At 74.2% G+C, this 21,581-nt stretch carries 13 protein-coding genes; 5 read left to right on the top strand and 8 right to left on the bottom strand.

The window, feature by feature from the left end:
* Window positions 1–76 precede the first annotated feature (76 nt).
* Together eccCa and ACZ7BZ_RS33350 are read left to right on the top strand one after the other, a co-directional pair.
* Window positions 77–4,021 carry a type VII secretion protein EccCa gene (eccCa, locus tag ACZ7BZ_RS33355; RefSeq protein WP_470361614.1) on the top strand — a complete coding sequence of 1,315 codons (3,945 nt, stop codon included), beginning with the start codon at window positions 77–79 and terminating at the stop codon, window positions 4,019–4,021.
* Window positions 4,022–4,520: 499 nt separating this feature from the next.
* On the top strand, window positions 4,521–5,924 hold the full coding sequence (locus ACZ7BZ_RS33350; RefSeq protein WP_470361613.1) for an APC family permease: 1,404 nt from the start codon (window positions 4,521–4,523) through the stop codon (window positions 5,922–5,924).
* 87 nt (window positions 5,925–6,011) lie between these two features.
* Here the strand turns inward: ACZ7BZ_RS33350 and ACZ7BZ_RS33345 are convergent, their stop codons facing one another.
* The 6 genes from ACZ7BZ_RS33345 to ACZ7BZ_RS33320 form a co-directional block, all read right to left on the bottom strand.
* Window positions 6,012–7,346: a hypothetical protein gene (locus ACZ7BZ_RS33345; protein ID WP_470361612.1), complete on the bottom strand. Its 1,335-nt coding sequence runs from the start codon at window positions 7,344–7,346 to the stop codon at window positions 6,012–6,014.
* Window positions 7,347–7,411: 65 nt separating this feature from the next.
* The gene (locus ACZ7BZ_RS33340) at window positions 7,412–7,954 is read right to left on the bottom strand and encodes a SigE family RNA polymerase sigma factor (RefSeq protein WP_470361611.1); all 543 of its coding nucleotides are present in this window, start codon (window positions 7,952–7,954) and stop codon (window positions 7,412–7,414) included.
* A gap of 77 nt (window positions 7,955–8,031) precedes the next feature.
* On the bottom strand, window positions 8,032–9,264 hold the full coding sequence (gene mycP / locus ACZ7BZ_RS33335; protein WP_470361610.1) for a type VII secretion-associated serine protease mycosin: 1,233 nt from the start codon (window positions 9,262–9,264) through the stop codon (window positions 8,032–8,034).
* Between the two features lie 115 nt (window positions 9,265–9,379).
* Complete coding sequence (locus ACZ7BZ_RS33330; protein WP_470361609.1) at window positions 9,380–9,673, bottom strand: WXG100 family type VII secretion target; 294 nt, start codon at window positions 9,671–9,673, stop codon at window positions 9,380–9,382.
* A 102-nt stretch (window positions 9,674–9,775) separates the two neighbouring features.
* A complete protein-coding gene (locus tag ACZ7BZ_RS33325) occupies window positions 9,776–10,078 on the bottom strand; it encodes a WXG100 family type VII secretion target (protein ID WP_380460484.1) in 303 nt (100 codons plus the stop codon).
* Between the two features lie 181 nt (window positions 10,079–10,259).
* Window positions 10,260–11,981 (bottom strand): type VII secretion protein EccB, encoded by a 1,722-nt coding sequence (locus ACZ7BZ_RS33320; protein ID WP_470361608.1) that lies wholly within the window; start codon window positions 11,979–11,981, stop codon window positions 10,260–10,262.
* A 348-nt stretch (window positions 11,982–12,329) separates the two neighbouring features.
* On the opposite strand from ACZ7BZ_RS33320, the gene eccE reads away from it, so the two are divergent.
* From eccE to ACZ7BZ_RS33305, 3 genes are all read left to right on the top strand, one after another.
* Window positions 12,330–13,589, top strand: coding sequence for a type VII secretion protein EccE (gene eccE / locus ACZ7BZ_RS33315; protein ID WP_380460488.1), 1,260 nt, complete (start codon window positions 12,330–12,332; stop codon window positions 13,587–13,589).
* Entirely contained in the window at window positions 13,589–14,356 is a 768-nt protein-coding gene (locus ACZ7BZ_RS33310; protein WP_465750943.1) for a hypothetical protein, read from the top strand. The genes eccE and ACZ7BZ_RS33310 overlap by 1 nt, the downstream gene beginning before the upstream one ends.
* Window positions 14,357–14,486: 130 nt before the next feature.
* Complete coding sequence (locus ACZ7BZ_RS33305; protein WP_470361607.1) at window positions 14,487–16,631, top strand: MinD/ParA family ATP-binding protein; 2,145 nt, start codon at window positions 14,487–14,489, stop codon at window positions 16,629–16,631.
* A gap of 60 nt (window positions 16,632–16,691) precedes the next feature.
* On the opposite strand, the gene ACZ7BZ_RS33300 is transcribed toward ACZ7BZ_RS33305, so the two are convergent.
* Window positions 16,692–17,633 carry a bifunctional riboflavin kinase/FAD synthetase gene (locus tag ACZ7BZ_RS33300; RefSeq protein ID WP_470361606.1) on the bottom strand — a complete coding sequence of 314 codons (942 nt, stop codon included), beginning with the start codon at window positions 17,631–17,633 and terminating at the stop codon, window positions 16,692–16,694.
* 64 nt (window positions 17,634–17,697) lie between these two features.
* Entirely contained in the window at window positions 17,698–21,333 is a 3,636-nt protein-coding gene (locus ACZ7BZ_RS33295; RefSeq protein WP_470361605.1) for a serine protease, read from the bottom strand.
* Between the last annotated feature and the right edge of the window lie 248 nt (window positions 21,334–21,581).

Raw genomic sequence — 21,581 nt, 5'->3', positions numbered from 1 at the left:
AATCCGTACCGGACCGGCGCAGTCGCGTGAGGGCTGATGCCGAAGTGATCGATCGACGCCGCGGGGTGGATGGCACATGGGTGTGATCATGGTCAAGCGACCGGCCAGGGCCTACCCGCCGACCGTGCCGGACGAGCCGGTGGAGCTGATCAGCCCGCCCGAGCTGCCCCGGCACGGCGGCGAGGACTGGCTGATGAGCATCCTGCCGATGCTCGGCATGGGCGGCTCGGCGGTGTTCTTCTTCTCGCCCGGTGCGGCCGCCCCGATGAAGATCATGGGCGGCCTGATGATCGCCTCGACGATCGGCATGGTGCTGGCCCAGATCGTACGGGCCCGCAAGGGCGGCTCGACCGCGATGGCGGACGAGCGCCGCGACTACCTCAAGTACCTGCAGCAGACCCGCCGCCAGGTGCGCCGCACGGCGGAGAGCCAGCGCGGCGCGCTGCTGTTCCTGAACCCGGCGCCGGACCAGCTGTGGTCGATCGTCGAGGACGGCCGGCGGCTGTGGGAACGGCGTACGGCTGACGGCGACTTCGCGCAGATCCGGGTGGGCCTCGGGCCGGTGCAGCTGTCCACCCCGCTGGTGGCGCCGCAGACCGCGCCGATGGACGAGCTGGAGCCGCTGTCGGCGGCCGCGATGCACTCCTTCCTGAAGGCCCACGGCACCCTGCAGGACCTGCCGCTGGCGGTCTCGCTGCGGGCGTTCTACCACATCACGGTGTGCGGGGACCCGGACTCGGTGTACGGCAACGTGCGCGCGATGATCGCCCAACTGACCACCCTGCACTCGCCGGACGACCTGCTGGTCGCGGTCGCCGCGGCGCCCGGCGCGGCCGAGGAGTGGGACTGGACCAAGTGGCTCCCGCACAACCAGCACCGCAAGGAGAGCGACGGCGCGGGCTCGCGCCGGCTGAACGCCACCGACCTGGGCGACCTGGAGTTCCTGCTCCAGGACGAGCTGTCCGGCCGCCAGCGCTTCGTCCGGGACGCGGCGCCCGCCGCTGACCAGCCGCACCTCGTGGTGATCATGGACGGCGCCGGGGTGCCGCACGACTCGGTGCTGGCGAGCCCCGAGGGCGTGCAGGGGGTGACCGTGATCGAGGTCGTCCCGGGCGAGGTGGACGAGCCGAGCGGGCACCTGATGGTGACGGTCAACCCGCAGGAGCTGGTGCTGCGTTCGGCCTCCGGGGCGACCTACAGCGGCAAGCCGGACCTGCTCTCGCAGTGGCAGGCCGAGGCGCTGGCGCGGCAGTTGGCGCCGTACCGGGCCTCGGCCGGCGGTGACGACGAGCCGCTGCTGTCCAACCTGGACTTCACCGACATGATGAACTCCGGCGACCCGGGCTCCTTCGACGTGGCCCGCAGCTGGCGCCCGCGCGCCCAGCACGAGCGGATGCGGGTGCCGATCGGCGTCGGCGCCAACGGCGAGCACGTCTACCTGGACATCAAGGAGGCCGCGCTGGAGGGCATGGGCCCGCACGGCCTGTGCGTGGGCGCGACCGGCTCCGGCAAGTCGGAGCTGCTGCGCACACTGGTGCTCGCGCTGGCGATGACCCACTCCTCGGAGACGCTGAACTTCGTGCTCGCCGACTTCAAGGGCGGCGCGACCTTCCTGGGCATGGCGGACATGCCGCACACCTCCGCGGTGATCACCAACCTGGAGGGCGAGCTCACCCTGGTCGACCGCATGCGCGACGCGATCGAGGGCGAGCTGCACCGCCGCCAGGAGCTGCTGCACCGCTCCGGCAACTACGCCAACATCCACGAGTACGAGCGGGCCCGGGCGGCAGGCGCGGCGCTGGACCCGCTGCCCTCGCTGGTGCTGATCATCGACGAGTTCTCCGAACTCCTCACCGCCAAGCCCGACTTCATCGAGATGTTCATCCAGATCGGCCGGATCGGCCGCTCCCTGGGCGTGCACCTGCTGCTGGCCTCGCAGCGCCTGGAGGAGGGCAAGCTGCGCGGCCTGGACACCTACCTCTCCTACCGGATCGGTCTGCGCACCTTCTCGGCCGCCGAGTCGCGGGCCGCGATCGGCGTGCCGGACGCGTACCACCTGCCGCCGGTGCCGGGGGTGGGCTACCTGAAGTTCGGCGAGGACGTGATGGACCGGTTCAAGGCCGCGTACGTCTCGGGGCCGTACCGGGCACCCGGGCAGCAGCGCTCGACCGGCGGCCGGCGGGTGAACGCCCGGCCGGTGGAGTTCACCTCGGCCTTCGTGGACCTGCCGCCGGAGCCGGTGGAGGAGGAGGCGCCGCGGGCCCCGGAACAGGACGACGCGCTCGTGGACACCGTGCTGGACGTCTTCGTCCAGCGGATGACCGGCCAGGGCCCGGCCGCGCACCAGGTGTGGCTGCCGCCGCTGGACGATGCGCCGAGCATCGACCACCTGCTGCCGCCGCTGCAGGTCGTCCCGGAGCGCGGGCTGACCGCACCGGGCTACCCGGGCGGCCGGCTGCGGGCGCCGATCGGCATCGTGGACAAGCCGCGCGAGCAGAAGACCGACATCCTGGAGGTCGACTTCTCCGGCGCGGCCGGCCACGGCCTGGTGGTGGGCGGCCCGCGCTCGGGCAAGTCCACCGTGCTGCGCACCATGACGGCCGCCTTCGGCCTCACCCACACCCCGCGCGAGGTTCAGTTCTACCTGCTGGACTTCGGCGCGGGCAGCTTCCAGTCGCTGACCGGACTGCCGCACGTCGGCGGGGTGGCCGGGCGCCCGGACGTGGACAAGGTGCGCCGGATGGTCTCCGAGGTGCACTCGGTGATGAACCGGCGCGAGGAGCTGTTCCGGACGGCCGGGATCGACACCATCACCACCTACCGGGCCCGCCGGGCGGCCGGACAACTGCCCGACGAGGCCTTCGGCGACGTCTTCCTGATGATCGACGGCTGGAACACCTTCAAGCAGGAGTTCGAGGGCCTGGAGCCGGTGGTCGGCGACATCGCCCAGCGCGGCCTCGGCTACGGCGTCCACCTGGTGATCACCGCGGCCCGCTACGCGGAGGTGCGCCCCGCGCTGAAGGACCTGCTGCAGAACCGCATCGAGCTGAAGCTCGGTGACGCGATGGAGTCCGAGGTGGACCGCCGGGTGGCGCAGAACGTCCCGCCGCTGGCCGGGCGCGGCATCACCGCGGAGCGGCTGCACTTCCTGGGCGGACTGCCCCGACTGGACGGCTCCTCCTCGGTGGAGGACCTCCAGGACGGCGTCGCCGCGCTGGTCGGCGCGGTCGACGGGGCCTGGACCGGCCCGCGCGCCCCGCAGGTGCGGATGCTGCCGGCCGTCCTGGACGGCCACTCGCTGCCGAAGGGCTTCGAGCATCCGCAGCGCGGCGTGTCCTTCGGCGTGGACGAGGCCGAGCTGGCACCGGTTTTCGTCAACTTCGAGACCGACCCGCTGTTCATCGTCTTCGGTGACACCGAGTCCGGGAAGTCGGCGGTGCTGCGGATGCTGATCAAGCAGATCACCGAGCGCTACACCCCGGACCAGGCGGGCATCGTGGTCGGCGACTACCGGCGCGCCCTGCTGGGCACCGTCCCGCCGGAGTTCCTGGTGGAGTACGCGGCCGCGCAGCCGGCCATGACGGCGGTCGTGGACATGCTGCGCGGGGCCTGCGCCCGGCGCCTGCCCGGCCCGGACGTGACCGCCGAGCAGCTGCGCAACCGCAGCTGGTACAGCGGCAAGGACATGTTCGTGATCGTCGACGACTACGAGCTGGTCGCGACCAGCTCGGGCAACCCGCTGGCGCCGCTGGCCGAGTTCCTGCCGTTCGCCCGGGACATCGGCCTGCGGGTGATCGTGGCCCGCAGCGCCGGCGGCGCCGGGCGCTCGCTGTACGAGCCGGTGATGCAGCGGATGCGCGAGCTCGGCGGGCAGGGCGTCATCCTGTCCGGCAACCGGGACGAGGGCGCGCTGCTGGGGACGGTCAAGCCGCAGGCGCTGCCGCCGGGCCGCGGGGTCTACGTGTCACGCCGCGCGACCAACGGGCAGATGGTCCAGACGGGCTGGCTGCCGGCGCAGTGACCGGGCGCAGCGGGCGGGCCGCTCGCCATGGACGGGCCGCCCGCTACGGACAGTGATCGAAGGGGTCGGACTCAGCGGAGTCCGCCCCCTTCGTCGTCCCAGGTGCTGAAACGTTACCTAGATCTTTCCGACGTGGGGCTGCGGTTCCCGCACCCACCTCGGGAGTTGCCCTGCGATTCAGGGGCGCCTGGGCGTATCACCGTCCCATCGAGGCGTCACCTTGGAAAGATGGCATGCAATGCGCAGTTCACCTTTGATTCATGCTTGACGTGGCCAAAGTAGCAAGTCGGACAACCAGCGTGATGACCGTAAGTGATCATCGGATCGCATGTTTATGCCGTTCACCGCAACGGATTCCGAAGCAGTTCCGGCGTTGACGCAATCAATACGCCCAAGGTTCCATTGCGGCCTTGGGAGCGACCGACAGGACCCGAGCAACCAGCCAGCGGAGGCGATACCGCTCCCATCCCAGGACCGCACAGAGCCGATCGGAAGCCACATGACCGACACGCTTCGCCCGCCACAGAACGTCACCGCCACGGCGGACGGAACAGCAGCGCCCCAGCAGCTCAAGCGCTCGATCGGCGTCGTGGGCGGCACCCTGCTCACGCTGTCCTGCGTCACTCCCGCGTCCACACTCTTCGTGATCGTGCCGGAGCTGTTCTCCAGCATCGGCAGCGCCACCGCCCTGGCCATCGCCATCGGCTCGGTGCTCTGCGTCGCGGTCGCGTTCTGCTACTCCGAGCTCGGCACCCTGATCCCCAGCGCCGGCGGCGAGTACGCGATGGTCGGCACCCTGGCCGGGCGCCTCGCGGGCTGGCTGGTCTTCATCCAGTCGCTGATCGTGGTGATGATCGTCCCTTCGGTCATCGCCCTCGGCACCGCCGACTACCTGGCGCCCGTCCTGCACGTCGACAAGCCGATCGCCGGCGCCGCCGTGATGCTCGCCGCCACCCTGGCCGGTCTGCTCGACCTGCGCGCCAACGCCTGGATCACCGGCATCTTCCTGGTCCTGGAGGTCATCGCGGCCGGCGTGGTCTCCGTGCTCGGCTTCGCCCACGCCAACTCCGCGCACCCCAGCCTGCTGCACGGCCTGGTCTCCACGGACGGCGGCGCCGCCAGCCCGGTCGGCATCGGCGCCATCATCGGCGCCCTGGGCATCGCCCTGTTCGCCACCCAGGGCTTCTCCACCGCCGTCTACCTCTCCGAGGAGCTGGAGAACCCCCGCCGCACCGTCTCCCGCACCGTGCTGTGGACCCTCGGCCTGTCCAGCGCGATCATCCTGATCCCGGTCGCTGCCATCACCCTGGGCGCCCCCGACCTGCAGACCCTGACCTCCGGCGACATCTCCGGCATGGTCACCGCCTGGAGCAACTCCGCGGTCGGCACCTTCATCAGCCTCTGCATCGCGCTGGCCATCATCAACGCCGGCATCGTCATGGTCATCCAGAACTCCCGGGTGCTGTTCGCCTCCGCCCGCGACAAGGCCTGGCCCGAGCCCGTCAACAAGGCCTTCGGCACCCTCGGCCGCTTCGGCTCCCCGTGGATCGCCACCCTCGCGGTCGGCCTGCCCGGCGCCGCGCTCTGCTTCGTCAAGGGCGAGCTGCTCAGCAACATCACCGGCGTCGCGGTCACCGCGATGTACCTGCTGGTCGCCATCGCCTCGCTGCTCTCCCGCCGCGGCCACCACAAGCACGCCGCCGCCTGGCGGATGCCGCTGTGGCCGGCCGTCCCCGCGCTGCTGATCGTCGTCCTGGTCTACGTCATGACCCAGCTCGACGCCGAACCCCTGCTGTGGACCGGTGGCATCACCGCCGCCGCCACCCTCTACTGGCTGCTCTACCTGCGCCCCAGGCAGGACACCCGCTGGGTGATCAGCCTCCCCGAGGACCAGCGGGACTGACCCCCGATCCCCCACCCCACCCCCACACGGCGGTGCCCCGGGCCTTCCCCCCAGCCCGGGGCACCGCCGCATCCGTACGTCCGCCCGCTACTTCTTCAGCTTCCAGACCGGGGCGGCCGCGATCGCCTGCATCTGGTCGTTGGTCAGCACCGGCGTCTTGCGGGTCGCCGGGGCCTGCTGGGTGCCGCTGTTGAACGAGCTGATCACCACCCGCAAGCCGTCCGGGTGCAGGGTGTCGACGGTCCACATGCCCACGCCCGGCTTGTCGCTCCCGTCGCGGATCACCATCTTGGTGCCGTCAGGCAGCGTCCGGGCGCCGGCGAACAGCTCCGCCTTGGTCTGGTCGTCGCGGCTCCAGTCCTGGACGTTGAGCTGCACCAGGGACTTGCCCCGGCCGTCGTCGAGGACGAAGTTGGCGTAGCCGAAGCCGTCGGCCTGGGAGGCCGACTCGGTCAGCCCGCCCGGCAGCAGCTTGGCGGTGAGGTCCAGGATCTCCTGGGCGCTGTACTCCTTCGAGGTGTCCGGCACCTTGACCGGCTTCGGCTCCGGGATCGCCGCGACGACCGCGTCCCAGGACTTGTCGGTGACGATCGCCGTGAGCTGCTCCGGCGACAGCGGCGGGTTCGGGCGGCTGTCCGGCGAGTCCTTCTCGGCCGCGGAGTTCCACTCCGACAGCTCGATCTGGCGGCCGTCCTGGCCGATCAGCTTGGCGTTCCACCACTTGGTGGTGGCCCGCTTGTCCGGGTACTCGTAGCCCTGGAGAACGGTCAGCGAGCCGCCGCCCGGCAGGCTGGTGGAGGTGCAGGCGTCGTACGGGACGGTGTTCTTGCTCGGGCAGACGTTCTGCGCCCGGTTGGGATCGTTCAGGGCCAGGCGGCCGACCGAGACGCCCATCGCGGCCTTGCCCTGGCCGTCGTCGAAGACCAGCGAGGCGGTCGCGGCGATGCCGCCGCCCCACGGCTTGCCGGGCTGCTGAGCGGTGCCGGACCCCTTGCCGTCGGTGGTCCGGCCCTGGGGCAGCAGGGCTTGGAAGGTGGCCAGCATCTCGTCGTCGGTGATCGGCTTGGCGGACGGCTTGGCGTCGGCGGCCGGGGTCGTCGCGGCCCCGGAGCCCCCGGCCCCGGAGCCCGCGGCGGCGGAACCCGCGGGTGCGGCGGCCGGCCCGGCGGCGGTCACCGTGCCCGTGCCGTCACCGGCGCGGGAGGCCGAGCCGGTCAGGTAGACCGCCCCGGTGCCCACCAGCGCCAGCGCGGCGGCGCCGCCCACCACCGCGGCGGTGGACCGGCGGCGCCAGCGGCTGCGGCCGCGCTGGTAGCCGCCCGCGACCAGCCCGGCCTGGTCGGCCTGGTCGGGGCGGAAGCCCTCACCGGTGCGGGTGATGGCGAAGAGAAGATCGTCTTCGAACTTGTCCGGCTCGGACATGGCGGATCACCGTCTCCTTGCGTCGCGGAAGTGCCAGTAGTGGTCAGCGGTGGTGCCCGGGGCGTTCAGCGGGCGGCGAGCTCGGCCAGCGAATCGCCGAGCAGGGTGCGCAGCCGGGCCAGCGCCCGACTCGTCCTGGTCCGGACCGCGCCGGAGGACAGCCGCAGCACGTCCGCGGTCTCCTCGATGCTGCGGTCCTCCCAGTAGCGCAGCACCAGCACCGCCCGGTCCTTGGCCGGCATCCGCCCGAGCGCGTCGAGCAGGGTCAGCCGCAGACTGCTGTCCGCGTCGTGACCCTCCCGCTCCGGCAGGGCCTCGGTCGGGCGCTCGCCGCTGGAGCGGCGGCGCTGCTGGGCGAGGAAGGTGCGCACCATCACGGTGTGGGTGTAGGCCGCCGGGTTGTCGATCCTGTTCCGGCCGCCGGTGAAGGCGCTGCGCCGCCAGAGCACGTACATCCGGCTGAGGGCCTCCTGTACGAGGTCCTCGGCGTAGTGGGTGTCGCCGCTGGTGAGCAGACAGGCCGAGCGGTAGAGGTGGCCGGTACGACTGGAGACGAGTTCCAGGAACTCCGCGTCCTTGGCCTCGCGGCCACCACCGATCCATCCCATCGCCCGTCGCTCCCCCGCGTCCGTGTGCCCCCGACACCTGATGGATGCGGTGGACCGGCCGTGGTGTTACAAGCGGCTTACGGGTTCTTCCCGCGGCGCCGGTCGCGGAGCACCACGCCGCCGCCGATCAGCAAGGCCACCACCAGGGCGCCGACGCCGACCACGTAGGTGGCGGTGCGGCCGTCGCGGTCGGCCTGGGTCTCGCCGATGCCGACCGGCCGCGGCACGATCGGGGCGGCGGCCAGCTGCACCGGCGCGTCCGGGGCGGGGGCGGACGGCGGGTTCTCGGGCGCCTTGGTGACGGCCTTGACCGGATCCACCACGCCCCAGCCGATGAACTGGTTCGGGCCGGCCTCGGTGCGCTGGGCGGACTGCTCGATCCACGCCCGCACCTGGGCCGGCGTCCACAGGGGGTGCGCGCCGATCAGCAGCGCGGCGAGCCCGGAGACGTACGGGGCGGCGAAGCTGGTGCCGTTGTCGACGCACTGGCCGCCGCCGGGCACGGTGGAGAGCATGTCGACGCCGGGCGCGGCGACCTTCACGAAGGAGCCGTACTGGGAGAACGGGGCGCGCTCGTTGTTGCGGTCGGAGGCGCCGACGGAGAGCACGGTCGGGAAGGCGCCCGGGTAGGTGTCGCCCTCCTTGCCGTCGTTGCCGCTGGAGGCGACCACCACGACCTTGCTCTGCTCGGCCCGGTCGATGGCGGCCTTGAGGTCCGCGTAGCCGCCGAACTGGGCGTCCCCCGCTCCGCGCACGTCCTGCGAGATGTTGATGACCTTGACGTGGTGGTCGATCGCATCGTTGATGGCCTTGGTGAGGCTGGAGACGTCGCCGTTGCCCTCGCTGTCGTTCTGCCGGATCGCGTAGATCCTGGCGTCGGGGGCCAGCCCGACGAAGCCGGTCTTGTCGCTGCGGCTCGCGGCGATGATGCCGGCCACCTTGGTGCCGTGGCCGACCGTGTCGTTCTTGGAGGTGCCGTCGACCGGCTTGTTGTTCTGCTTGTCGAACAGCAGGCTGTTGCCCGCGTCGACCTTGCCGGCCAGCTGGGGGTTGGTGTCGTCCACCCCGGTGTCGATGACGGCGACCGTCACCCCGCTACCGGTGGTCTTCCCGCCCTGCCAGAGCTCGTCCAGCAGTATCCGCTGCAGCGACCACGGCACGGTCGGCACGTCGGGCGCGGGCTTGGGGCAGTCGCCGGCGGCGGCCAGTCCGGGCCCGCCGTCCGCGAACGCCGGGGCCCCGGCCGGGCCGCCCAGCACCACGAGCGCGGCCAGCGCCGCGGCCGTCCTACGGAACCCGCGTCCGGACACCCTGCCACCCCTCGTGTTCGCCACCCCGTGCCGCGGCGTACCGTGCCGCGCGCCGAAGGGCGGGTGCCCGGAATCCGGGTACCCGCCCCTGCCGTTCCCGTCCGGGAACCTGCGATCAGCCCTGCCAGAGACCGGCGTTCTTCTTCTCGGTCGCGTGGTAGCTCTGCGCGGCGCTCTCCAGCGAGCTGGAGATCTTGGCGCAGGTGTCCTTCAGGTCCTGGGCGGCGCCGTCCCACTTGGTCTGCTGGGCGTTGTAGCCCTGCTGGGCCTGGCCCTGCCAGCCGTGGGAGATCTTGGTGACCTCCTTGCGCAGGTCGGAGAGCATCTGCTCGATCTTGTTTGCCGAGGTCTGCACGTCCTGGGACGCCTGGTGCAGGGTCTGGAAGTTGACGAGAATGTGGTCGGTCACAATGTCTCCCTTGACGAGGATGCGGAGCGCCCCGCGTTCATCGGCGGTCGCCCCGGAGGGCGGAGGGTCGGAACGGAGCGGTGATCAGCGTGGAAGCGGTGGTCAGCTCTGGGGGCCGAACAGCGACTTCTGCTCCTCTTCGGCACTCGCGTAGTGCTTGGTGGTCAGCTCGATGGCGTTCTTGATCGCGTGCAGCGATTCCTTCAGCGCCTTGACGTCATCGTTGACCTTCGTCTGCAGGGCCTTGTAGGCGTCCGCAGCCTGGCCCTTCCAGCCGCTGGTGATGTTGTCGACCGTCGTCTGGAGCGCGCTGCGCTCCGCCTCGATCTGGCCGATCGCCGTCTCGATCTTCCCGGCGAAGTCCATCATCTCCTGCGCGGTCACCGTGAACTGGCCGTCACTCATGATCCACCGTCCCCCATGAGAAAAACATTGTGTGCACGGAGGGCCCCGAGGGCCCGCCGCCGCATCACCCGTGTGATGTCCAGCAGCACTGTAGTCGGCACACCCAACTCACCCAACATCGAGTGCCGAGTAGTTACCAGACCATGACACTGGGACCAATTCCGTTGCCGGGCTTGGCTGATCAGGCATTCTGCGGCTGCGCGGCGCTCTTCGCGGTCAGCGGCGGGCCGGCCGGCACCAGGTTCGACCACTCCTTCGGGACCGGCAGCGGCTGGACGTTCTGGTAGCCCAGTCGGGCCTGGTTGCCGCCGGGTTGCTCGTCCGGGTTCTGGGTCGGCTGGTTCGCGGCACCCGGGTTCGGGGTGCTCGGCGGCGCGGCCGTCGGCTTCGGGGAGCCGCTGGAGCCGGGCGACGGGGTGGGGCCGTGGCCGCCGTCGCCGTTGGCCGGGACGGAGTAGCGCAGGCCGGTCTCGGTGATCAGGAAGTCGGTGCCGGAGCCGCCCCCGGCCGCGGCGTTCGCGCCGTTGGTGTTGTTGCCGCCGTTGCCGCCGGCCGCGTTGTCCACCGCCCGGTAGAACAGGCCGTGACCGGGCGTCACATACGCCGCGCCCGCGCCGTTGTTGTACGCCGCCGGGTAGGACGTCCCGGCCCAGACGCTGCGCTTGGGCGTGCGGCCGTCCTCGGCCATGCCGTCGAAGGTGCTGCAGACGACCAGCCGGGCGTCCTGGCGGTCCTGCCAGTTGTTCACCGGCGCACCGGACTTCAGCGGCCAGTCGTCCGGGGTCTTCGGCAGCCGGACGTCGGTGTTGTTCTTGAACTGGTCGTCCGGGGTCATCTCGTCGTTGCGCGGCCGCTTGTCCTGGTCGTACTTGTAGAGCACCTGGTACGCCGGGTTCTGCCGGATCAGCTCCGCCTGGAACGGGGTGATCAGGAAGAGGCTGTCCTTGCCGACCACGTAGTTGCGGTCCTGGTAGTGCACCAGCCGGCCGATCCGGCGGTCCGCCGCGTTGCCCAGGTTCACGCTGGAGTTGGGGTTCGGGGTGTCGGTCATCCCCTGGACGTCGGGGAAGGTGATCGCGCTGGCGGTCACCAGGGTGTCCAGCCACTCCCGCTTCACCCGTTGCGGCACCGCGTTGGGCCCGAAGACCGCGGTGACCAGCGCCTTGCGCTCCTTGTCGTCCGACTGCGTCGAGCCGATCTCGTGCTTGCGGCCCTGGGCGTCGACCAGGTACACCTTCGCGGCGCCCGCGGCCGGCTGGCCCGGCCCCGAGGCCGAGACCTGCTGGTCGTCCGCCTGCTGCACCAGCATCAGCTGGTCCTGGCCGAGCATCCGGTCCTTGGCCGCCAGCGCCGCCGCGTCCGCGCCGGCCGCCACGAACACCGCCTGGTTGACGGTCTCCTGCTTCTCGTCCGACCCCGGACGGTCGCAGACCGCCCACTTCATCGGCTGGCCGGCGCTGTCCTTGCCGGGCAACTTGTCCGGGGCGTACGGGATACCGATGGTCGGGCCGTGGTTGGGGTAGCGGTCCAGCACCCCGTCGTCCACCACCACGACCTTGGCGTCGACCGGCAGCACCAGCCGTGCCGAGGACATGTTGAGCACCTGGTGCAGCCGCTTGGTCTTGCCATCCGGATCGACCAGCACCACGTAGCGGGTGGTCGACTGCTTGCCCTGGATGATGTTCTTCCCGCTGTCCCACTGCAGCGGCGCGGCAGGCTTGAACACCCCCCAGAGCCCGAACCCGGCCACCACCAGCGTCCCGACCAGCACGCTGGGCAGCACCGCCTTCACCGGGCGCGGCGCGTCCTCGTCACTGCCGCCGCCGGAGGGCAGCAGGAACGCCCCCACCGTGCGCTTGCGGGCGAAGGTGTACGCGTTCAGTTCGTCCCGACGCGATGCCATCCTCGTCGTCCCCCTCTGTCAGACCTGTGCCGGCCGCGGTCGGCCTCCCGTCGGCCCGACCTGCCCCGTGGTCCGCACCCGCCGGGCGGGACCCGGCCCGAACCCTCTACGATGCGGCAGCAGACGGTGAGTACGGTACGGGTACGGTCCGCGAACCAGCCAGCCGGGCCGCGCCGACGGATCAGAGAGGGCCACCGGGGGATGCCAAGCCAGACCGCTCCAGAACGCCGCGGCGACGCGGGCGCAGGGAGGTCGCGCCGGCCCGGGCGGGCCCGACGCGGCGGCCCGCCCGCCGGGACCGCGGCCGTCCGACCGGCGGCGCCCGCCGGCCCCGGCGGCCCCGTCCAGGTGCGCGTCAACCCCCGACCCGGGCTGCTCGGCGGCCGGTTGAAGCTCCAGCAGCTCGTCCTGGTCGAGGTCGCCGCCGCCCTGGTCGCGGTGGGCTGGACGATCAGCCGCCCGGTCGCGGCCGGCTTCGGCGCGGTCTCGCTGGTCCTGCTGGTGCTGGCGCTCGTGCCGCTGCGCGGCCGCACCATCCCGGAGCTGCTCCGGGTCCGCACCGCCCTCAAGTCCCGCCGCCGGCAGGCGAAGTCGCTGCTGCCGCCGCCCGGCACCGACCCGGCCCTGGCGCCCGCGCTGGAGCTCGAACCGGCACTGCGCACCTGCACCCACGCCACCGAGGCCGACTTCGGCGGCCGCCCGGTGCGGCGCGAGACCGGCATGGTCGGTGACGGCACCTTCCTCACTTCGGTGCTGCTCGTCCAGGCCAAGGACCAGCCGCTGCGCCCGGTGCGCACCGCGCTGCCGCTGCCGCTGGACGTGATCTGCTCGGCGCTCACCGTGGACGACGTCACCCTGGAGTCGGTGCAGCTGGTCCAGCACACCCAGCCCGCCCCGGCCCAGCACCTGCCCGAGCAGTCGCTGGCCGCCCGCGCCTACCGCGAGCTCCCGGACGGCACCTCCACCCCCGGGCTGCGGCTGACCTGGGTCGCCCTCAAGCTCGACCCGGAGCGCGCGGCCACCGCCGTCCGGGCCCGCGGCGGCGGCGAGGAGGGCGCCCGCAAGGCGCTCCAGCGGGTGACCGACCAGCTCGCCGGACGCCTCAACAGCGCCGGGTTCAACGCGACCGTGCTGGACGAACGCGAGCTGATCGCCGCCCTGGCCATCGCCACCTGCGCCAACCCGATCGCGGTCGCCGGACGCCAGGGCACCGGCAGCGGCGGCGGCACCACCCGCCGCACCCAGGAGGGCAACCGCTTCTGGCGGATCGACGACCGCTGGCACAGCACCTACGCGATCTCCCGCTGGCCGCAGCTGACCCGCCCCGGCGGCGGCGCCGGCCGGATCGGCGCACCGGACCTGGTCAACCTGATCACCGGCTCCCCCGCGCTGGCCAGCACTTTCAGCCTCACCGCCGGGCACGGCACCGGCGGCTCGGTGACCGTCAGCGGCCACCTGCGGGTGACCGGCCGCAGCGAGGGCGAGGTCGGTGACGTCGGCCGCCAGGTGGAGGCCCGGGCCCAGAGCGCCGGGCTCGGCCTCGTCCGGCTCGACCTCGAACAGGCCCCCGGCATGCTCGCCACCCTGCCGCTGGGAGGAACTTCCTGATGGCGTACCAGACCTATCCCGCCCCCGGTCCGACGCCCGGCGCCGAACAGCGGCGGCCGCGCCCGCGGATCCTGCCGGGCTTCGGGCTGCGCGGACCGCGCCGGGAGAAGCACGTACTGGAGGCCGCCGACCTCGCCGCGCTGGCCTTCCCGGTCGGCGACGACGGCGTGGTGATCGGCGTCGACCCGCAGGGGCTGCCCGCGGTGCTCGGCCTGTTCCGCCCCAGCGCCTACGACCTGGTGCTGGTCGGCGGCGTGTGGACGGCCCAGATCATCGCGCTGCGGGCGGCCGCGATCGGCGCCCGGGTCGCGGTGGAGACCGCCCGCGCCCAGCTCTGGGGCCCGATGGCGCAGGCCGCCGGCGGCGGCCAGCCCTGCGTGACGGTCCACCAGGTCGGACGGCTCGGCCCGCAGGGCGCCTCGGTGGCCTCCCCGGTGCTGGTGGTGCGCGACCTCGGCGCCCGCCCGCCGCGCACCCGGCTCTCCGCCGCGCCCTGGCAGACCACCCTGACGCTGCTCCCGTACCTGGGCCCGAACGCCTCCCGGGTGCTCAACGCGGCCGACCTGGTCGGCGTGCAGCGGATCATGCCCCAGGAGGCGGAGCTGGTCGGCCGAGTGCTGTCGCTGCCGCCGGAGGACGTGGCCGCGCTGCCCGCCCTCGGCGACGACCTCACCCTGTGGGCCACCCGGATGCGGCGTCAGTACGTCCGCGCGGTGGCCGGGCAGGCCGAGCAGCAGGTGCTCGGCGGGCCGCGCCGGATGGACTGAGGGGCGCTCCCGGGCCGGTCGATCCCGGTCCGGAACCGAAGCCGCCTTCAACAGGGGCAGCCGAACGGCCTAGTCTTTGTTGCGGCAACGGCACCGCTGAACAAGCGGCGGCGAACACGAGGGAGCCCTAGTGAGCAGCGATCGGGACGGCGTCTACGTCGGCGACAACGCGGCGGAGGACGACGACGACTGGTCCGACGCGCCCGATTACACTCCCCCGTCCTGGTACGTGCAGTCGGGCCCGGCGACGCCGGCCGACCCGGCCCCGGCGGCCGCGGGCCCCGGCGCCCCGGCCGAACCGGGCGTTCCCGGTCCTCCGGTGCCGCCACCGGTTCCTGCACCGGCCCCGACCCCGGCCCCGGCTCCGGCTCCGGCTCCGACGGTCGGCGAGGCGCCCGTGCCGACGCCTGCGCCCGCCCCGACTCCGGTCCCGGCCCCCACCCCGACCCCGCCTCCGGTGGCCGAGCCGGCGCCCGCGCCCGCCCCCGTACCGCCGACGCCGCCCGTACAGGCCGAGGCCCAGCACGTCCCGTTCCCGATGACGGCCCCGCCCGTGACGCCGGAGCAGCCGCAGGCACCCGCCGCCGCGCAGCCCTGGCCGCCGGCGGCGGAGGCACCGGCCCAGCCGAGCGCGCCGCAGCCGTACCCGGCCCCGCAGCCCGCGCAGCCGGTACCGCCGCAGCAGTTCGCGCAGCAGCCGACGGCCCAGCCGGTGCCGGGCCAGGCCCCGCTGGACCCGCAGGCCGCCTGGGATCCGCAGGCCGCCTGGGCCGCCCAGCACGCGGCCGCCGCGCAGGCCGTCCAGCCGCAGCCCGCACAGCCGCAACCCGTCCAGCCCGTCCAGCCCGTCCAGCCGCAGCCCGAACAGCCCCAGCCCGCGCCGCCCGCCCCGGTCGACCCGCGTCAGGGCGGCTGGCCGCAGCCCGGCGCCTACCAGCAGCCTGCCGCCCAGCCCCAGCCCGGGCAGCCCTACCCCGGCCAGCCCGCCCAGCAGCAGCCCGCCCCCGCCCAGCCCTGGCCGCCGCAGGGCGCCGCCGCGCCGCCGCCGGCCGCGTTCCAGCAGGCCGCCGCCCCGCAGCAGACCGCCCACGGCGCCCCGCTCGGCTACACCGCCGCCGTCGAGCTGTCCTCGGACCGGCTGCTGCGCAGCCAGCCCAAGCAGCAGCGCCAGCAGCCGCGGTTCCAGTTCGGCGGGAAGGCGGCGGCGGCCGAGAAGGCCCGCAAGCTGGAGATCATCCGCACCCCGGTGCTGAGCTGCTACCGGATCGCCGTGATCAGCCTCAAGGGCGGCGTCGGCAAGACCACGACCACCACCGCGCTCGGCGCGACCCTGGCCAGCGAGCGCCAGGACAAGGTGATCGCGATCGACGCCAACCCGGACGCCGGCACCCTGGGCCGCCGGGTCAAGCGCCAGACCGGCGCGACCATCCGCGACCTGGTGACGGCGATCCCGCACCTGCGCAGCTACATGGACATCCGTCAGTTCACCTCGCAGGACCTGAACTCGGGCCTGGAGATCCTGGCGAACGACGTCGACCCGGCCGTCTCGACCACCTTCAACGACTCGGACTACCGCCAGGTCATCGAGGTGCTGGGCCGCCAGTACCCGATCATCCTGACCGATTCCGGCACCGGCCTGCTGTACAGCGCGATGCGCGGGGTGCTGGACCTCGCCGACCAGCTGATCATCGTCTCCACCCCGAGCGTGGACGGCGCCTCCAGCGCCTCGACCACCCTGGACTGGCTCTCCGCGCACGGCTACGCCGATCTGGTGCAGCGCAGCATCACGGTGGTCTCCGGGGTGCGCGAGACCAGCAAGATGATCAAGGTCGAGGACATCGTCGCGCACTTCCAGACCCGCTGCCGCGGCGTCATCGTGGTGCCCTTCGACGAGAGCCTGGCCGCCGGTGCCGAGGTCAACCTCGACATGATGCGGCCCAAGGTCCGCGAGGCGTACTTCGAGCTGGCCACCCTGGTCGGCGAGGACATCGTCCGGGCCCAGCAGACAGCCGCCCAGCAGGCCGGCTGGCAGCAGCAGGCGCAGGCCGGCTACCAGCAGCCGGGCCAGCCCCAGCCGTACGCCGACCCCCAGCAGCAGGGCTACCCCGGCCAGGCCGCCCAGCCCGCCCCCGGGGCGCCGTGGGCCCCGCAGCCCGGCCAGGCCCCGCCGCCCCCGCCCGGGTACGGCTACCCCCAGCAGCCCGCCCCCGGAGCCCCCTGGCCGCAGCAGCCGGGCCCGGGCTACGGCTACCCGCCGCAGCCGCCCCAGCAGTGACGACGGAAGGGCCCGCCGAGTCGGCGGGCCCTTCCCCGTACGGCCGGGATCAGACCTCGGTCAGACCTCGGTCAGCTCCCGGGCCCGCTTGACGTCGTCGGCCATCCGGTCCAGCAGCGCCTCGATGGAGTCGAACTTCTCCATCCCGCGCAGGTAGGCCAGGAAGTCCACGGCAACGTGCAGCCCGTACAGGTCCAGGCCGACCCGGTCGATCGCGTACGCCTCGACGGTGCGGGCGGTGCCGTCGAAGGTCGGGTTGGTGCCGACCGAGATCGCCGCCGGCATCCTCTCGCCGTCGGCGGTCAGCCAGCCCGCGTACACCCCGTCGGCGGGGACGGCGCTGTGCGGCACGGTCTCCACGTTGGCGGTCGGGTAGCCGAGTTCGCGGCCGCGCTGCGCGCCGCGCACCACCACGCCCTCGACCCGGTGCGGGCGGCCGAGCACCTCGTTGGCGCCCGCCATGTCCCCGGTCTCGACCAGGCGGCGGGTCAGGCTGGAGGAGAACGGCTCACCGTCCCCGGCCGTGCCGGACACCTGGAGGTCCACCACCTCGACCTGGTAGTCGTCCGCCCGGCCCAGCTCGGTGAGCAGCGCGACGTCCCCGGCCGCCTTGTGCCCGAAGCGGAAGTTGGGGCCCTCGATGACGACCCGGGCGCGCAGCGCGTCCACCAACACCTGCTGGACGAAGGTCTCCGGGGACTCCTGGGAGAACTCGGTGGTGAACGGCAGCACCAGCACCGCGTCCACGCCGAGTTCGGCGATCAGCTCGGCCCGGCGCGGGTGCGGCGCGAGCAGCGGCGGGTGGCTGCCCGGGCGGATCACCTCGCGCGGGTGCGGGTCGAAGGTCACCACGACCGAGGGGAGGCCGAGTTCGCGGGCCCGCTCGACGGCCCGCCCGATGATCAGCTGATGTCCGCGGTGCACCCCGTCGAACGAGCCGATGGTGACGACGCTGCGTCCCCAGTCACCGGGGATCTCCTCCAGGCCACGCCAGCGCTGCACCCGACTGCTCCTTGTTCCGTACGGTGCGTACCCTCGGCACGCTCAAACGCTCACAACCGAACCCCTATAGCGTGCCATGCGTCTGGCCGGGCTCAGGCACCGGAATGGGGGTTGCGCGCACCGGTGCGCGCAGCGCCCCCGCGGGTACGGCCCGCTCGGCCTCGGCGGCGGCGTACTGAGGGTCCCGTCCGGCCGCCACCAGGGCCCGCATCCGGGCCAGCCGGGGGCCGTCCGGGGCGGTCGGGGCGGCGTCGCGCGGCCACCGGGCGAGCAGCCGGGCGAAGGCCGCCGAGCGCCCGGCGCAGTGCACCAGCAGCTCGTCCGCGCCCGCCAGGCCCGGGGTCGCCCGGGCCAGCACGGCGCGGACCCGGGCCGGGTTCTCGGCCGCACAGTGCTCGGCGAGGCGTTCCACGGCGGCGGTCAGCACCACCCGGTCGGTCTCGGTGGCGAGCAGGGTGTCCAGCAGCTCGCAGCGCAGCGCGTCCGCCGCCGGGTCGGCCACCGGGACGGACAGCACCTCGGCGAACGGCCGGCGCACGGCGGCCTCCCGGGCGGCCAGCGCCCCGCCGAGCAGCATCCGCAGCTCCAGCCGGGCGGCCGGGCCGTCGATCGCGGCGTGCCGCAGCCGGCGGCCGAGGTAGTCGACGGCGACCGGCCCGGCCAGCTCCGGGTGCCGGCGCAGCAGCCGGGCGGCCAGGTCGGCACTGCGCCGGGCGGCCACCGGCGACCCGGCGTCGGCGAGCACCCGCAGGGTCTCGGCGGGGGCCGCGCCGGGGAGCGCCAGGCCGTCGGCCAGCGCGGCCAGGACGGGCTCCGGGTCGCTCTCCAGGGCCGGGGCGAGGGCGCGCGCGGTGAGGAAGGGGTCGCCGCCCGCGCGGTGGCGGGCGAGCGCGGCCTCCAGGTGCCCGGCCCGGGTCGCCGGGTCGCCGACCAGCAGGGCCAGCGCGGCGCCGTGCAGGCCGGGTTCGTCCTGGCGGGCGAGCAGGGTCAGCGCGGTGTACCGCAACAGCTCGGCCCCGGGACCGCCGGCGTACGGGGCGGTCCGCAGCGCGTGCACGGCGGCGGCGACGTGCCGCTCGGGCCGCCGGTCGTGGCTCCAGCGGTCCACCGCGCGGCAGAGCGCGGACGGCTCCTCGGCGGCGAGCACGGCGAGCAGCGCGTCCGCCCTCGGATGGGCGGCGTCGGCCAGCGCGTCGGCCAACTCGTCCAGGGCTAGCCGGCGGTGGGCGTGCAGCAGGTCGTGGGCGAGGTCGGCGACCGTCCGACCGGGTCGGCCCGGCAGCCCGCCCGGGTCCTCGAACCAGGCGCAGAGCAGCGGGAACAACGCGACCGGGTCGGCGCGCAGCCGCCCGGCCACCGCGCCGAGGAACTGCTGTCCGGGGCCGTCGGCGGTTACCAGGCGGCGCAGCAGCGCGAGTTCGGCCTCGACGGGCAGGCCGAGGCCGGTCCAGAACGCCGGTCCGAAGCGGCTCAGCCCGTCCAGAACCTCCCAACTCCCGGCGGTCGCCGCCCGTTCGGCGATCCGGCTGGCCAACTGGTCGAGCAGCGCCCGGTGTTCGGCGGGGTCGGGGCTGGCGGCGAGCCCGGCGGTGAGCAACCGGGCCGCCCACCAGGCGGGTTCGCTGCCCGGCGGGCGCAGGTCCAGTGCGCGCCAGATCCGGTGCAGCCACGGGTCCAGGGCGGTCGCGCCCCAGGTCTCGGCGACCCGGCGCAGCGCGGCGGTGACCGGACCGATCCGGTGCCGGGGGACGGCCGGGCCGGGCCCCTCCGGCCCTGGCGGGGTGTCCTCGGCCTCGCCGAGCAGCATCCGCAGCGCCGCGTCCAGGTCCAGGTGCCGGCCCTGCAGCCAGTCGGCGAACTCCCCGTGGGCGAAGCGGTAGCCGGGCCCGGCGGGGACGAACAGCCCCTCGGCGAGCACCGCGCCGGCCCAGCCGCCGTCGACCGGGAACAGCCCCTCGAAGGCCTCCCGGCCCAGCCCGCCCGGCTCCTCGCCGAGCATCCGCCGGGCCGCCTCGTGCACCCGCCCGGCCACCGCCGCCGCGAGCCGGCGCACCCGGCGCTGGCGCGGTGCGGCGGGCCGGACGGCGCCCCGGCGGTGGGCGCCGGGGCGGCGCGGCCGGTCGTCCTCGGCCAGCCGCTGAGCCACCCTCAGGCAGCACAGGTCCAGGTGGGCCCCGAACAGCTCCCCGCGCCGCGCCGGCCCGTCGTGCAGGCCCTGTGCCCACAGCTCGCCGGCCAGCCGGACGGCCAGCGGGTGCCGGGCGTCCTCGGCGGCGGACGGCCGGCCCGGCGGCAGCCCGTAGCGGCGCCGCACCCGCTCGGCCGCCTCGACGGGCAGCGGGCCCAGCCGGTGCCCGGCCAGGGTCGGGGCGCCGGGGCCGGCTCCGTCCATCCGGACGGTGGGAGCGCTGGCCAGGTCGCCGTCCGGCCCCGGTTCGGCCGGGCGGGCGGCGTCCGGGGCGCCGCTCCCCCAGGGCTCGGCCGCCAGCCGCTCCCAGACCTCCTCGCCGCAGGCGGTCAGCAGCCGCGCCCCGCAGCCGGTCAGCCACTGCCCGGCGCCGCGCAGCCAGCGCGGGTCCAGCTCGGCCGGAGCCTCCTCGGGGCCGTCCAGCACCACCAGCAGCGGGCGTCCGGCGGCCGCGCACAGCGCCGCGACCGGTTCCGGGGCGGGCGCCGGGACGCCCAGTTCGGCCGCGACGGCGGCCAGCGCCCGCTCCACCGGTTCGGCGAGTGAGCGGTCCCCGGCGCGCAGGTCGGCGCCGCGCAGCCAGAGCGTGGGCAGCGGCCGGTCGCCGTCGGAGCGGCGGACGGCCAGCGCGGCCAGTTCGGTGGAGCGCCCGCTGCCGGGGGCACCGACCAGGGCGGTGACGGTCGCCTCCGGTTCGTCCCCGGCCGGGCCGTCCGGCCGGTCCACCCGGTCGGCGGCCAGCCCGGCCACCCGGCCCGGACCGGCCCCGGCGGCGGCCAGCTGGGCGGCGGCCAGCCGCAGCACCCCGGCCAGGTTCAGCGCCGGGCCGTACCCGGGCACCGCCGCCGCGTTGCGCGCCAGCAGCCCGGCCAGCGCCTCGGCCACCACCGCCCCGCCACCGGCCGGCACCGCCGACAGCGCCCCGCCGTACTGCTCGCCGTACTGCGACCGGTCGCACGTCGAACGGCCGTACGGCGCCCCGCCGGGCTGCGAGCCGCGCAGGCCGGGCACGGCCAGCGCCACCACGGCACCGCTGCGTGCGTCCAGCACCGGTGAGCCGGCCGGTACCAGGACCCCGCCGACCGCCGGCACGTCCAGCACCAGCACCCCGGCCAGCCGGTGCCCGCCGTAGGCCGCGCCACCGACGCCCAGCAGCCCGCAGCGCAGCACGACCGCCCGGCCGTCCTCGCCGGTGAGCGCGGGCAGCAGCACCTCGTGCCCGGCCCCCACCGCGGCCACCGGCAGCGGCGGCACCGGCAGCCCGCCGACGGCGTCGGTGCGCAGCAGGGCGAGCCCGTGCTCGGGCAGCGGCAGCACGGCCTCCGGGCCCAGCACCCGGGTCTGTCCGCCGGGGGTGTGCAGCACCACGCGGTCCAGGCCCGCCACGGCTTCGTGCGCGGTGAGCACCCCGCCCTGCGGGTCGGCGGCGAACCCAAAGCCGTGCAGCCTTCCGTCGAGGTCGCGGATCCGCAGCAGGTACCGCCCCGGATCACCCTCCGCGAACCCCGGCATGAACGCCCCTTCGACCGTCGAGCGGGCCCGTCGCCCGCTCGCCGCCGGGATCCTGCCCGCCGAGGGGGCGCTCCGACCGCGCCCGCGCCGTTCACCACGGCGGTTCACCTCGCGCGCTCCCCCGCACGGGTGACGCCCCCGGTTCGGGTGACCCCCCGGTTCGAGTGAAAGGCCCGGACAGGTGAACCCCCGTAGGCGAACCCGCGGGTGAACCCCGCACCGGCGACTCCCCGCACAGCAGGAACCCC

The organism is Kitasatospora sp. NPDC036934, assembly GCF_055608425.1.
This window is presented reverse-complemented; position numbering and strand designations above follow the sequence as displayed.

Bases quoted from the DNA above. Each gene is read 5' to 3' on its own strand.
- ACZ7BZ_RS33310 (WP_465750943.1), top strand. From the start codon at position 13,589: ATGGCGTACCAGACCTATCCCGCCCCCGGTCCGACGCCCGGCGCCGAA.
- eccCa (WP_470361614.1), top strand. From the start codon at position 77: ATGGGTGTGATCATGGTCAAGCGACCGGCCAGGGCCTACCCGCCGACC.
- ACZ7BZ_RS33320 (WP_470361608.1), bottom strand. From the start codon at position 11,981: ATGGCATCGCGTCGGGACGAACTGAACGCGTACACCTTCGCCCGCAAG.
- ACZ7BZ_RS33350 (WP_470361613.1), top strand. From the start codon at position 4,521: ATGACCGACACGCTTCGCCCGCCACAGAACGTCACCGCCACGGCGGAC.
- ACZ7BZ_RS33340 (WP_470361611.1), bottom strand. From the start codon at position 7,954: ATGGGATGGATCGGTGGTGGCCGCGAGGCCAAGGACGCGGAGTTCCTG.
- ACZ7BZ_RS33345 (WP_470361612.1), bottom strand. From the start codon at position 7,346: ATGTCCGAGCCGGACAAGTTCGAAGACGATCTTCTCTTCGCCATCACC.
- ACZ7BZ_RS33325 (WP_380460484.1), bottom strand. From the start codon at position 10,078: ATGAGTGACGGCCAGTTCACGGTGACCGCGCAGGAGATGATGGACTTC.
- ACZ7BZ_RS33295 (WP_470361605.1), bottom strand. From the start codon at position 21,333: ATGCCGGGGTTCGCGGAGGGTGATCCGGGGCGGTACCTGCTGCGGATC.